Origin of the sequence: Stenotrophomonas sp. Nf1 (assembly GCF_003028475.1) — a bacterium.
GTDB lineage: Bacteria > Pseudomonadota > Gammaproteobacteria > Xanthomonadales > Xanthomonadaceae > Stenotrophomonas.
Genome location: NZ_PYTV01000001.1, coordinates 458313 through 471252, shown reverse-complemented (window position 1 = coordinate 471252; position 12940 = coordinate 458313). Strand labels below are relative to the sequence as shown.

The following is a 12940-nucleotide window of genomic DNA, read 5'->3' as shown; positions in this document are numbered from 1 at the left end:
CCGTGTGCAACCACCTTATCGCGGCAGCCGCAGGTAGGCGTATGCGTTGCGCCAGAAGAAGCCTTCCCTGTAGTCCCGCCACTCCTCCTTTTCAAACAGCTGCAGGAAAAGATCAAGGTAGGGACGGGCCGAGTTGACCATCGCCTGCATGTGCCAGTCTGACCCATAGGCGATCTTGCTCATGAATCCGTACTCGACCTGCGTATCCCGGGCGCGTCTGAGGTTCCGTTCGAAGGCAGCGATATCTCCATCAAGCAGACCTTCCAGATGCCCGATCTCGCAGTAGACATTGGGGTATCGGACGCACAGGTCGACCACCTGCCAGGCGTAGTTGCCCTTCTTCCACTCGACCTCTTCGGCGTCCCAGCCCGCCGAAACCGGCCGCTCGCTGGGGGCACGCTGCCCACCTGCATGACCCAGGCACAACCGCAGTTCCTTGCGACTGCCCAGAACCTCGGCCCAGTACTCCGGGTTCGCGAACGCACCTTCCTTGCGCGGGGTCTGGAACCCCACCGGGGTGCAATGCGCGAAGATCGGCGCATCGTGCTCCAGGCAGAAATCGTAGAACTCGTCGATCCGCCGGGCATGGACCGCATCACCGGCGGGTCTGTATCCCATCGCCGGATAGAACTTGAAGCCTACAAATCCCGCCTCAAGCGCAGATGTGAGCAGCTGTCGCCAGCCACCCGCCTTCGCATCATTGCGACGCGGATCAAATGCGAAGAAGCCATGCAGCGCAGGAAACCTGGCCTGCAGTTCCAGCATGTTCCGGGTGCGCTGCGGCAAGTGATAGTTGGCCAATGGCCCGCCCGGGTACGCCAGCTCCATGTCCATCATCAGATGGGCGTACTCCATGGGCGGCAGGGAACTGCCGTACGCCGCCTGCAGGCGACGGAAAATCGTTTCCTCCGAACCCAGCAGGGTGAAGAAGAACTCGGCGTAGTTGCCGATCGTACTGGTCGGATCACGCACCACCATTGCCATGAAGCGTTCCAGCGCGCGCTTCACGGTGCGGCGTGCCCAATCGACCAGACCGGCCGGCGCCATCATTTCCTGCACGAGGGAATCGACGGGCGGCCAGGCGCCTGGCTCGGGCCCCCCGGTCGCAGGAATGGCCTGATCCAGCTCGCGGAGAATCGCCATCAGCTCGGAGCCTCGTATGGCCTGTGCTTCCGGTGAGTCGACCGCCAGCGCCGCCAGACCGTCAGCATCGAGCGGCGCTGCCGCAGTGCCTGCCAGAAGCTCATGGCTGGCCACGTTGCTGATCGACGCGATGTAGTCGATCTGCTCGTGCCCGCCATGACCATGAAGAAGACGCTGCGGATGCAGCTGTTGAAGACGCGAGAACTCCGCCTGCTCGCCGCCTGTGTCGGTCAGGAAATACAGCAGCTTCGCCAAGGGTCGGGCCAGGGGGCTCGACCACGCGCCCATCGCGCCGGCGATGATGCTTTCCAGCGGCAGATGCCGCGCGTTGAACAGATGGGTGTGCAGATCGACGACACGTGCGGGCCTTTCCTGCGCTGCTGTCATGGCGCTGCTCCTTGCGTCCTGTCGGTGCGCGGACTCTAGCAAACACCCCGATCCCCGCAAGTGCATGCCACGGACGAAACCGTCCGATGGGACATTCAGCCCTGCGCGAAGTCCTTCAGGATCTCGCCGATGCCCGCAGGCGAGATCTCGAAGCCCAGTGGGGTACCCGGGTTGATCACCACGCCGTAGCCACCCGGCACGCGGCGCAGCACGTCCAGCATCAGCCAGCGGATCTGGTGCGGTGCCTGTTGGCTGTAGATGCCCACGCGCGACGGATCGGTGAACACGGCCACGTGCAGGGTGCCCTGCTTGTCGAACAGCAGCGGGTCGAAGCCGCTGCCGTCAGGGGTGACCAGGCTGCCGGTCAGCAGCACGACCTCCGAGGCGACGAAGGCTTCCATGAACGCGCGGATCGGCACGGCCCCGTCCATCGCCGCCTTCAGCAGGGTTTCAATCGGGGTCTGCGGGGCGAGGTCGGTCATGGCGGTACGGCAAGGCGTGAGGGGGGGCCTATTGTGCCGGATGCGGTCAAACCCGGTAGTGCCGGCCGCTGGCCGGCATCTGCAGCTTCCATGAATCCGGGGTTGCCGGCCAGCGGCCGGCACTACCGATGGGGGTCACCGCCGCAGCCGCTGGTCCCGTGCCCGCTGGTCGGCCATCGCCTTGTCCAGTTCAGTCTGCAATGCCGGCTGCTGCACCGGCGCATCCAGCACGTAGACCTTCACCCCGTGGGCGGGCACTTCAGTCCGCAGGCGGTCCTTCACCTTCAGTTCGCCGCCGCCCAGTGCGTCGCGCCAGGTGCCGGCCTGCAGGTAGCGCTCCACGTCGAAGGTGCGCGCCGCATCGCCCTTGTTCAGCAGCACCAGCGCCGTCTGCGCCACATCGCCGTGCTGCAGAACGCGCAGGAACACCGCCTCATCCCCCTGCAGGCGTTCGTTCACCTGCAAGCCGCGCTGCAGGGCCGGGGTGGCTTCGCGCAGCCTGGCGATGCGCTGCAGCGGCGCGAAGATCGGACTCTGCGGCGCGGCGTCCACGCGCGGCTGGCCGAAGTAGGCACGGTTGCCGGCATGCTCGGCGCGGCCGCGCATGAAGCCGGTTTCCGAACCGTAATAGACCACCGGAATGCCGCGTGCGGTGAACAGCCAGTTGTGCGCGTCGATGAAGCCGTTGTCGCTGGCCTGCAGGCGCGGCATGTCATGGTTGTCGTAGAAGCTCATCAGCTCGTACGGGTTGGCATACGGCCCACCGCTCAGGTGCAGCGGTTCGGCCAGCGTTTCAAAGCCCTTGCCGGCGGTGCCGAAGGTCTGCTCCAGCGCGCCGCGCAGCGGGAAATCCAGCACGCTGACGTTGGCATTGCCTGGCCAGGTGTGCTCGGCGATGCGCGCGGCATCGTAGTCGAACGCTTCGCCGAACATGAACATGCCCGGATGCTCGGCGCGGATGCGGCTGACGAATTCATGCCACCACGGGTGCGGCAGCCAGCCGATGGTGTCGATGCGCAGCGCGTCCACGCCCTGCGCGGTCCACTGCAGGTAGGCGCCGACCAGATAGTCCATCACCGCCGGATTGTTCTGGTTGAAGTCGGACAGCTCGGCCAGGTTGCCATCGAAGATCGAGCCGTTCTTGCCGTCGACCGGGCCGATGTTGTTGTAGAACGCATGCAGCGGGTTGTGCTTCGGGTCCAGCTTCTGCGGCGGCAGGTTCTGGTGATCGGCGATCAGCTTGCCGTCCTTGTCGAAGATCTGGCCGAACTGCGGCTGCCGCTTCGGCATGGTCCACGCCGGGGAGCCGTGGTTGCCGACGATGTCCAGCACCACCTTCAGGCCGGCATCGTGCAGGCCCTTGTTCAGCCCGGCGAAATCCAGATCCTTGCTCGGCAGGTGCTCATCGAGCTTGTAGAAATTGATGCCCCAGTAGCCGTGGTAGCCGGTCTTGCCGCGGTCGGTCAGCGTGCTGGTGCAGCTGATCGCCTTGCTGCCGGTGAAGGCTTGGTCGGGGTTGTCGACGATGGGGGTGATCCACACCGCGCCGAAGCCCAGGTTGCGGATGTACTGCGCGTTGTCCAGCACGCCGCGGAAGTCGCCGCCCAGGTAACCGATGTTGCCGTCCACCTTGTCCGGGCACGGCACCGGAATATCGAAGGTACGGTGCTTGCCGCCCTGGTCACGGTGGTCGTTGGACGGATCGCCATTGACGAAGCGATCGGTCACCACGAAGTACACCGCATCGCTGGCGAACGGTTCGGTGGTGCCGACATACGCCGGGCGCGGCGCGGCCAGCGCCTGGCCGGCAAACAGGGCTACACAGACAGCAACAGGCAACACAGCACGCATCACACCACCTCCGAACGCGACGGAACCCGCAGCACGCACACACCGGCCAGCAGCAGGCTGCAGCCGCCCAGCACCAGCACGTGCATCGGCTGGCCACCCAGCCATGCGCGCAGGGCAAAGCCGAGCGCACTGGCCGCGACCAACTGCGGGATCACAATGAAGAAATTGAAGATGCCCATGTACACGCCCATCTTCCTGGCCGGCACGCTGTCAGACAGCAGTGCATACGGTAGCGAGAGGATCGACGCCCAGGCAAAACCCACACCTACCATCGACAGCAGCAGCCAGTGCGGATCGCGGATGAACATCAGCGAGATCAGGCCGGCGCCGCCCAGCCACAGGTTCACCAGGTGGCTCCAGCGCAGGCCCACGGCACGCACCATCAGCGGGATGACCAGCGCGGCCAGCGCGGCAAAGCCGTTGTACGCGCCGAACAGCACGCCCACCCAGTTGGCACCTTCGTTGTAGGCGGCCGACTGCGGATCGGTGGAACCGAAGTGGGTGCCGGCCACCGCAGCGGTGGTGTAGATCCACATGGCAAACAGGGCGAACCACGAGAAGAACTGCACCCAGGCCAGGCGCCGCATGGTGATGGGCATCGCCCGCAGATCGTCGACGATTGCCGCCAGCATGTGGGTACCCGGCAACGAGCGGGCCACCGCCAGCAGCAGGCCGTAACCCGCACACAGGCCGGCCAGCACGTACAGCATCCTGTCGCCCTGGCGCCAGGCGATCAGTACCGCCAGCAGCAGGCCCATGCCCAGCCACAGCGCTACCTGCGACCACGGCGCCGGTCCGTGGATCGCGGCGGCGGCGTGGTGCGCCGGCGGCTCGGCATCCTCGAAGCCGGCCAGCTCGGTGGGCGAATACTCACGCGTGCTGACCACGGTCCAGGTGATCGCGGCCAGCAGCACCACCGCACCGAAGTAGAACGCATAGCGCACCGTATCGGGCACTTGGCCGGCGGCGGCCGTGTTGGCCACCCCGAAGTGGGCCAGGATGAACGGCAGGAAGCTGGCCACGATCGCGCCCACACCGATGAAGAAGCTCTGCATGGCATAGCCGGTGGGCCGCTGCCGCGGTGCCAGCTGGTCGCCCACGAACGCGCGGAACGGTTCCATCGATACGTTGATGGAGGCATCGAGCACCCACAGCGTGCCGGCGGCAATCCACAGCGTCGGCGAATTGGGCATCACCAGCAGGGCAAGCGTGGTCAGCACCGCGCCGATCATGAAGAACGGCCGGCGCCGTCCCCAGCGCGTCCACGTGCGGTCGGACAGGTAGCCGATCACCGGCTGCACCAGCAGACCAGTCAGCGGTGCGGCGATCCACAGCCCCGGCACCGCTTCCATGTCCGCACCGAGGGTTTCGAAGATGCGGCTGGCATTGGCGTTCTGCAGGGCAAAACCGAACTGGATGCCGAGGAAACCGAAACACATGTTCCAGATCTGCCAGAACGACAGCTGCGGCTTGGCGGGACGATTCATCGTGCGCCCTCGTCCGCCACCACCGGCGCTACCTTCAGCGCCTGCACCCGGGCCTGGTTGAGCACGCCGTCGCGCCCGCCCTTGCCGCCGGTGTAGTGCGCGAAGTGCTGCAGCGCGCTCATGTTGAAGCCCTCTTCCAGCTTCACGCTGCAGCGCCCCTTGGGCACGCTGAAGGTCGCGGCAGTGGATTCCTGCGCGGCCACGCTGTGCGGCAGCGTCACCGTCAAGCGCTGCACGGGTTGGCTGCCACACTGCACCGCCAGCTGCTTCACCGCGGCGGTCACCCCCGTGTTGATCGGGCCATTGGGGTTGCTGTACTGCAGGCGCAGGCGTACCGGCCCGGCCTTGGCTGCAGTGAACTGCCACTGGCGTGCACCGCGCAGCACCTGCTGCGGGCCCACGCACAGCGTCGGGCTGTGCAGCGATTCCAGTGCACCGTCGCGACGGGTCAGACTCAGGCAATGCTGCAGGCCGTCATCGCCGAGGCGTGCCACCCCCTTGCTGATCGCGGTCACCGCGCGGCCGTCCTGCCACAGCACCTGGCCCTCGGCCACCGCTACGGTCCAGCCCTGGCCGCTGCGCCGCGCCTGCGGTGCAGCCGGGGTTGCCGGCGCGCGCGCATTGGCATCGGCGGTGCTGGCGGGCAACGCACGCGACGGCGCGGCCACCAGCTGCACGGTTGTGGTGGTGCCGCGCGTCTTCACCTTGCCGGCCACCAGCAGGCCATCACCCACCCGCTTCGGCCGCTCCAGCACATAGCGCTTGCCGTTGGCGTCCAGGGTGATGCGGCGCTGCTTGCCGAACAGTTCGGGCACCAGCGCGGCCGGAAGCTTGGGCTGCACGCGGCCATCGTCCTGCACGCCGAACACGCCTTCGGTGACCATGGCCAGATAGCCGGCCACCGACCACAGCTGGCGCTCTGAGTTGACCACTGGCCCGCTCAGCGCGCCTTCGTCCACATGCACGGCCTGGCTGACCAGCTCGTAGTTTTCCATGTTGGAACCGGCCAGCGCGGCGCCGCGCATCAGCGAACGGATCTCGGCGGCAATGCGTGGCGCATCATCCAGCTGGCGCGCCGCGCGCAGCGAATAGGCGCTGACGAACGGCCAGATGGCGCGGTTGTGGTAGATCGGCTGCTGCGCTTCCTGCGGCCACACCACCGGGCTGCCGGCCGGCCCCATCGGGTAAGCGGCCAGCGCCCGTTGCGCGCGCTCGGCGGGCAGCACCTCGGCCAGGATGCCCAGCGACAGGCCCAGCAGATCAACCTTGGCATAAGGCACCGGGTGCGCGGCCTCGCCGATGTAGCTCATGTACTGGCCCATGTCCTGCCGCCAGAAGCGTGCATCAATCTGCACCGCCAGTGCGTCGGCCCAGGCCTTGTACTGCTCGGCGCGCTCATCGCCCAGCTGCGCGGCCATCTGCTGGCCCAGGCGCAGGGCCTGGTAGTGCAGCACGTTGGTGGACAGCGCGTAGGAATCGCCGATGAAGCGCACGTTCTCGCGCGTCCAGTCCGGGTAGGTCTGCTCACGCCAGTCAAGGAACGAGGTCTCGCCGCGGTACAGGCCCATCTGCGCGTCGAACACCATCGCACGGTCCTGCGCCAGCGTGCCCTGCAGCGCCTGCCAGACCTGGTCGGCAAAGGCCGCATCATCCAGCAGATGGCGCGCGGCCAGGAACCACACCACGCGGTCGCTGCTGATCGGCCAGCTACCGCCGGAACCGGTGTCCTGCGCCACGAACAGGCCGGGCGTGTGCCCGTCGCGGGCTGCCGACAGCTTGAACTGCAATGACTGCCGCGTGCGCTGCGGGTCCAGTTTCGCCAGCGCCAGATCGGCGGCAAAACTCACATCGCGGGTCCACACGTAAGGCCAGCGTGCACCGGTCTGGAAGCATTCGCAGGGCACCGGCCTGCCTTCGTCGAAGGCAGGGTCACGGATCGCGTCCACGCGGTCCTGGTCCATGTCCTGCTGGGCCAGCGCGAACAGCGCATCGAACATCACGCTGCCGGTCTGGCTGCGCATCGGCATCGGCGCAATGCGCACCTCGCCCGTCGGCGCATGCAGCACGAAGCTGCCGTTGGCTGCGGCTTCGGCGCGCGCGTGGCGGCCGTCGAATTGCAGGTCGGCCGCCTGCGCGGTCGATCCCAGCGCTGCCCCCAGGGCAGCGGTCAGGCAAATGATCTTCAGCATCGAAGCGGCGGACCGGCTTGCGCCCGTCGGCCTCCCTCCCTCTCTGCACGCGTTGTAGGTCCGCACCATCGTTGCCGAGGGGCGGGCGCGGCCCCTCCCTCAAGGTGCCTTGGGCCCATGGTAGACGCGGGGCTGTCGGCTGCGTCCAGCTGCATACGTATTCATGCCGCCCTGCGCCAGCACGCCCGCCGCGCTGGCTTATGGTCCGGGTCTGCCAACGGCGCCTTGGGAGGGGAAATGCCGATGTCACCCATTGCTGTACGTACCGCGCTCGCGCATCTGTTCGGCCTGGCGCTGCTGGGAATGGCCTCGCTGGCGCAGGCCACGCCGCTGGTTGTCAGCGTCGACTCGCCGGGCAAGGTGCTCAGGGCCAGCCTGGTGCTGGATGGCGGCACGGCGCGCTATCGCGTCGAGCGCTTCGGTCAGACCGTGGTGGACGATTCGAAGCTCGGCTTCGCCCTGCGCGACGGCCGCCTGGATCGTGATTTCGCGGTGATCGGGCAGCAGCAACGCAGCGTCGACGACCGCTGGGAACAGCCTTGGGGCGAACGCCGGGTCACCCGCAACCACTTCAACGAGCTGACCGTGCAGCTGGCCGAGACCACCGGCAGCAAGCGGCGGCTGGATGTGGTGTTCCGCGTCTACGACGACGGCCTCGGCTTCCGCTATGTGTTCCCCGAGCAACCGAACCTGCGCGAAGCGATCATCGATGACGAGTTGACCGAGTTCGCCATCGCGCCGGAATCGACCGCCTGGTGGATACCCGCCGGCGAGCCGATCCATTACGAGTACCTGTACCAGCGTACCCCGCTGCGCGAAGTGCCGCTGGTGCATACGCCGATGACCGTGCGCAGCGGTGACGGCCTGCACGTGGCGATCCACGAGGCCGCGCTGGTGGACTACGCCGGCATGTGGCTGCGCCGCACCGAGGGCCAGCGCCTGCGCGCGCAGCTCTCGCCCTCGGCCGAAGGCTGGAAGGTGCGCCGCACCCTGCCCTTGGCCACGCCGTGGCGCACGCTGCAGATTGCCGACCGCGCCGGCGGCCTGGTCGAATCGGACCTGATCCTCAACCTCAACGAACCCAATGCGCTGGGCGATGTGAGCTGGGTGAAACCGGCCAAGTACCTGGGCGTGTGGTGGTCGATGCACCTGGACAACGAGAGCTGGGCGACCGGGCCGAAGCACGCAGCCACCACCGCCAAGACGAAAAAAGTGATCGATTTCGCCGCTGCGCACGGCTTCCGCGGCGTGCTGGTGGAAGGCTGGAACCCCGGCTGGGACGGCATGTGGGTGGGCAACGGCTACGACTTCGATTTCACCCGTGCCACGCCCGATTTCGACATTGAAGCGCTGTCGGCGTATGGCCTGGAAAAGGGTGTACATCTGATCGGCCACCATGAAACCGGCTGCGCCATCGAGCACTACGAGGACCAGCTGGGCGCCGCGCTGGACCTGTACGCACGGCTGGGCGTGGACCAGTTCAAGACCGGCTACGTCTGCGACGATGGCCAGGTCGATCGCCGCAATCCAGCCGGTGGCCCGCTGTGGCGCGAGTGGCACGACGGGCAGTTCATGGCCCGCCACCACCTGAAGGTGGTGCAGGAGGCCGCGCGCCGGCACCTGTCGGTGAACCCGCATGAGCCGATCAAGGACACCGGCCTGCGCCGCACCTATCCCAACTGGATCTCGCGTGAAGGCGCACGTGGCATGGAGTACAACGCCTGGGGACAGCCACCGAACCCACCGGAGCACGAGGTCAACCTGGTGTTCACCCGCATGCTGGCCGGGCCGATGGATTACACCCCCGGCATCCTCAGCCTGAAGGGTCGCCACGGCCAGGCCATTCCGAGCACGCTGGCGCGGCAGCTGGCGCTGTACGTGGTGCTGTACAGCCCGATCCAGATGGCCGCCGACCTGCCCGAGCACTACCTGCAGCATCGCGAGGCGTTCCGCTTCATCGAGGACGTGGCGGTGGACTGGGAACAGAGCCGCGTGCTCGAGGGTGAAGTGGGGGACTACGTGACGATCGTGCGCCGCGATCGCAACAGCCGTGACTGGTTCCTGGGCAGCATCACCGACGAGCACGGCCGCGTGCTGCCGGTGTCGCTGGGCTTCCTGGAACCAGGCGTGCGCTATCGCGCCGAGATCTACCGCGATGGTGAAGGCGCCGACTTCCGCAGCAACCCGTTCGCGTTCGCCCGCGAAACCCGCGAGGTGACCAGCGCCGATGCCCTGACGCTGGTGCTGGCGCCGGGCGGTGGGCAGGCCATCCGCTTCACGCCGCTTTGAATGCATGGGTGGTGTCGGCCGCTGGCCGGCACTACCGCAAACAGGACCTGAAAGCGATTACACCCCTGCAAACGCCATTGAATACGTATGCAGGGTGATTCCCGCGAAGAATGCGCTGCCTACCATAGCGGCGACGACAGCGGCCACCGCGTCGCACGTCTCCGGGCACTCCGGGACGCTCACGAATCGATCTGCAACATTGCCTGGGAGGGGAAAATGTTGAACCACAAGCGCAGTGCGCTGAGTCTCGCGCTGGCCGTTGTGCTGGCGCCGACGCTGGCGTCGGCACAGTCCACGCAGAACACCACCACGCCGGCCGGCACCGCCGCCACCAACCTGGATACGGTGCAGGTCACCGGCATCCGCCGTGGCATCGAGAACGCGATCGCCATCAAGCAGGACGCCACCTCGGTGGTCGAGGCGATTTCCGCCGAAGACATCGGCAAGCTGCCCGACGTCAGCATCGCCGAATCGATCTCGCGCCTGCCCGGCCTGGCCGCACAGCGCGTGGCCGGCCGTGCGCAGGTGATCAGCGTGCGCGGCCTGTCGCCGGACTTCGCCACCACCCTGCTCAACGGCCGCGAAGTGGTCAGCACCGGTGACAACCGTGGCGTCGAGTTCGACCAGTACCCGTCCGAGCTGGTCAACGGCGTGACCGTGTACAAGACCCCGGATGCCGCGCTGGTGGGCCAGGGCCTGTCGGGCACCATCGACATGCAGACCGCGCGTCCGCTCAGCTTCGGTGAGCGCGTAATCGCGGTCAGTGGCCGCTACCAGAAGAGCTCGCTCGGCCGCGCCGCCAATGTCGACCCGTACGGCAACCGTTTCAGCGCCAGCTACATCGACCAGTTCCTGGACAAGACCCTGGGCATCGCCATCGGCTACGCGCACAGCGACATGCCGATCCAGGAAAACCAGGTCGGCCTGTACGAGCCGTGGACCACCGAGCACACCGACAACGGCAACCGCCCGGGTGTTGCTGCGGGCACCTACTTCTCCGACGGCATCAAGGCCCTGCGCCGCACTGGCAACAACAAGCGCGACGGCGTGATGGCCACCATCCAGTTCCGGCCGAACAACAGCTGGACCAGCACCTTCGATGCGTTCCACACCGAAGCCGAGCAGATCGACACTGCCAACCAGTTCGAGCTGAATCTCAGCAACTACAACGGCAACTACACCCCGGGTCTGCTGGTCAGCAACCCGCAGGTCAACGCCAATGGTTCGTTCACCGGCGGCACCGCCAGCGGCGTGTACCCGCTGGTGCGTGGCATGTACAACAAGCGCAAGGACAAGATCGACGCGTTCGGCTGGAACAACGAGTTCAACTTCAGTGGCGTCAAACTGGTCGCCGACCTGAACTACTCCAAGGCCACGCGCGATGAACTGAACCTGGAAAACAACCTGCAGCTGACCCCCATGCCGCAGCTGGATACGGTCGGCGTGTCGATCCGCCAGAACGGCTTCTCGCAGATCAGCCCGGGCCTGAACTACTCCAACCCCGACGCGCTGTTCCTGACCAACACCATCTACGGCTCCGGCTACGGCAAGGTGCCGCAGGTGGAAGACCGCCTGAAGGGCGGCAAGCTGGCCGCAACGATTGCGTTGCCCGAAGCGATCGCCTCGTGGGCACCGGACATCGACATCGGCGTCAACTATGCCGACCGTCGCAAGGTGAAGACCCAGTCCGAGGGCAACATCCTGCTCGGCGCGCAGGGCGATGCCAACATCGCCGCCGACCTGCAGTACCGCCCGGTCAATCTCGGTTTCGCCGGCCTGGGCACCATTCCGGCGTGGGATGTGCCGGCCGCGGTCGCTCGCTACATGACCTTCAATCCGGTCGACAACCTGGACTACCTGATTCCCAAGTCGTGGACGGTGCAGGAGAAGATCACCACCGCCTGGGCGCGCCTGAACATCAACACCGACATCGGCGTGGTCGGCGTGCGCGGCAACATCGGCGTGCAGATGCAGCACACCGACCAGAGCTCGGATTCACGCTACTGGGACAGCTCGCAAACGGCCGGCAACAACATCCAGCCCTATTCCGACGGCCGCACGTACAACGACTGGCTGCCGAGCCTGAACCTGGCCTTCATGTTCCCGCACCAGCAGACGCTGCGCTTCGCCGCCGCCAAGCAGGTCGCGCGCCCGCGTGTGGACCAGATGCGCGCCGGCCTGGAGTTCGGCGTGGATACCGGCACCGGCCGCCCCGGCGGCAGTGGCGGCAACCCGCTGCTGGACCCGTGGCGTGCCACCGCGCTGGACCTGTCCTATGAGAAGTATTTCGGCGAGAAGGCCTACGTCGCCGCTGCGATCTTCTACAAAGACCTGAAGAGCTACGTCTACACCCAGTCGGTGGACAACTACGACTTCACCGCGCTGCTGGGCAGCTACGTGCCGCCGCCGGGCATGACCTCGCCGGTGCTGACCACCGGTACCTTCTCCGCACCGCAGAACGGCAAGGGCGGCACGCTGAAGGGCCTGGAGCTGACCGGCTCGTTCCCGCTGGAGATGCTGACCGACAGCCTGCGCGGGTTCGGTGTGCAGGCCAGCGCCACCTTCAACAAGAGCGACATCACCATCCTGGATCCGGAAAGCGCCTCCAGCGTGGGCACCGATCCGATCAGCCTGCCCGGCCTGTCCAAGCGCGTGTACAACTTCACCGCGTACTACGAGCGCAGCGGCTTCGAGGCACGCGTCAGCCAGCGCCGTCGTTCGGACTTCATCGGTGAGATCGGCAACTTCAACGGCAACCGCAGCCTGCGCTACGTGGTGGGCGAGAACGTGACCGATGCGCAGGTCAGCTACACCTTCAGCGACAGCAGCGCCCTGCGTGGCCTGACCGTGCTGCTGCAGGGCAGCAACCTGACCAACGAGCCGTACCGCACCTATGCCGGCAGCAAGGACCGCCCGCTGGAGTACATCGAGTGGGGCCGCACCTACATGCTGGGCGTGAACTACAAGTTCTGAGGTCGCGCCGGGCCCTGCCCGGCGCCCCGGGCCCGGTAGCGCCGGCCGCTGGCCGGCCGCCAGTCGGTAGTGCCGGCCGCTGGCCGGCAACAGAAAACAGGGAGCAGGACCGGAAACCCGCTGCGCAGGCAGCGGGTTT

At 66.7% G+C, this 12940-nt stretch carries 7 protein-coding genes; 2 read left to right on the top strand and 5 right to left on the bottom strand.

The window, feature by feature from the left end; genetic code table 11:
• Positions 1-15: 15 nt before the first annotated feature.
• The 5 genes from C9412_RS02310 to C9412_RS02290 all read right to left on the bottom strand — a co-directional run bounded on the left by C9412_RS02310 (position 16) and on the right by C9412_RS02290 (position 7539).
• The gene (locus C9412_RS02310) at positions 16-1530 is read right to left on the bottom strand and encodes an amidohydrolase family protein (protein WP_181358655.1); all 1515 of its coding nucleotides are present in this window, start codon (positions 1528-1530) and stop codon (positions 16-18) included.
• 95 nt (positions 1531-1625) lie between these two features.
• Positions 1626-2012 carry an SseB family protein gene (locus C9412_RS02305; RefSeq protein WP_107230132.1) on the bottom strand — a complete coding sequence of 129 codons (387 nt, stop codon included), beginning with the start codon at positions 2010-2012 and terminating at the stop codon, positions 1626-1628.
• A 135-nt stretch (positions 2013-2147) separates the two neighbouring features.
• Positions 2148-3863: an alpha-amylase family glycosyl hydrolase gene (locus C9412_RS02300; RefSeq protein ID WP_107230131.1), complete on the bottom strand. Its 1716-nt coding sequence runs from the start codon at positions 3861-3863 to the stop codon at positions 2148-2150.
• Positions 3863-5350, bottom strand: a complete 1488-nt coding sequence (locus C9412_RS02295) for an MFS transporter (RefSeq protein WP_107230130.1) — start codon at positions 5348-5350, stop codon at positions 3863-3865. Before C9412_RS02295 ends, C9412_RS02300 begins: the two co-directional genes overlap by 1 nt.
• Positions 5347-7539 carry a Six-hairpin glycosidase-like protein gene (locus C9412_RS02290; protein WP_107230129.1) on the bottom strand — a complete coding sequence of 731 codons (2193 nt, stop codon included), beginning with the start codon at positions 7537-7539 and terminating at the stop codon, positions 5347-5349. The genes C9412_RS02295 and C9412_RS02290 overlap by 4 nt, the downstream gene beginning before the upstream one ends.
• Before the next feature lie 243 nt (positions 7540-7782).
• Between C9412_RS02290 and C9412_RS02285 the strand changes: the two genes are divergently transcribed.
• Together C9412_RS02285 and C9412_RS02280 are read left to right on the top strand one after the other, a co-directional pair.
• Positions 7783-9828: a glycoside hydrolase family 97 protein gene (locus tag C9412_RS02285; RefSeq protein ID WP_107230128.1), complete on the top strand. Its 2046-nt coding sequence runs from the start codon at positions 7783-7785 to the stop codon at positions 9826-9828.
• 216 nt (positions 9829-10044) lie between these two features.
• Positions 10045-12801 (top strand): TonB-dependent receptor, encoded by a 2757-nt coding sequence (locus C9412_RS02280; protein ID WP_181358654.1) that lies wholly within the window; start codon positions 10045-10047, stop codon positions 12799-12801.
• Positions 12802-12940: the final 139 nt, after the last annotated feature.

What these genes read in the sequence shown, in the direction of transcription:
- C9412_RS02310 (WP_181358655.1), bottom strand. Translation starts at nt 1,530, where the DNA reads ATGACAGCAGCGCAGGAAAGGCCCGCACGTGTCGTCGATCTGCACACC.
- C9412_RS02305 (WP_107230132.1), bottom strand. Translation starts at nt 2,012, where the DNA reads ATGACCGACCTCGCCCCGCAGACCCCGATTGAAACCCTGCTGAAGGCG.
- C9412_RS02300 (WP_107230131.1), bottom strand. Translation starts at nt 3,863, where the DNA reads ATGCGTGCTGTGTTGCCTGTTGCTGTCTGTGTAGCCCTGTTTGCCGGC.
- C9412_RS02295 (WP_107230130.1), bottom strand. Translation starts at nt 5,350, where the DNA reads ATGAATCGTCCCGCCAAGCCGCAGCTGTCGTTCTGGCAGATCTGGAAC.
- C9412_RS02290 (WP_107230129.1), bottom strand. Translation starts at nt 7,539, where the DNA reads ATGCTGAAGATCATTTGCCTGACCGCTGCCCTGGGGGCAGCGCTGGGA.
- C9412_RS02285 (WP_107230128.1), top strand. Translation starts at nt 7,783, where the DNA reads ATGTCACCCATTGCTGTACGTACCGCGCTCGCGCATCTGTTCGGCCTG.
- C9412_RS02280 (WP_181358654.1), top strand. Translation starts at nt 10,045, where the DNA reads ATGTTGAACCACAAGCGCAGTGCGCTGAGTCTCGCGCTGGCCGTTGTG.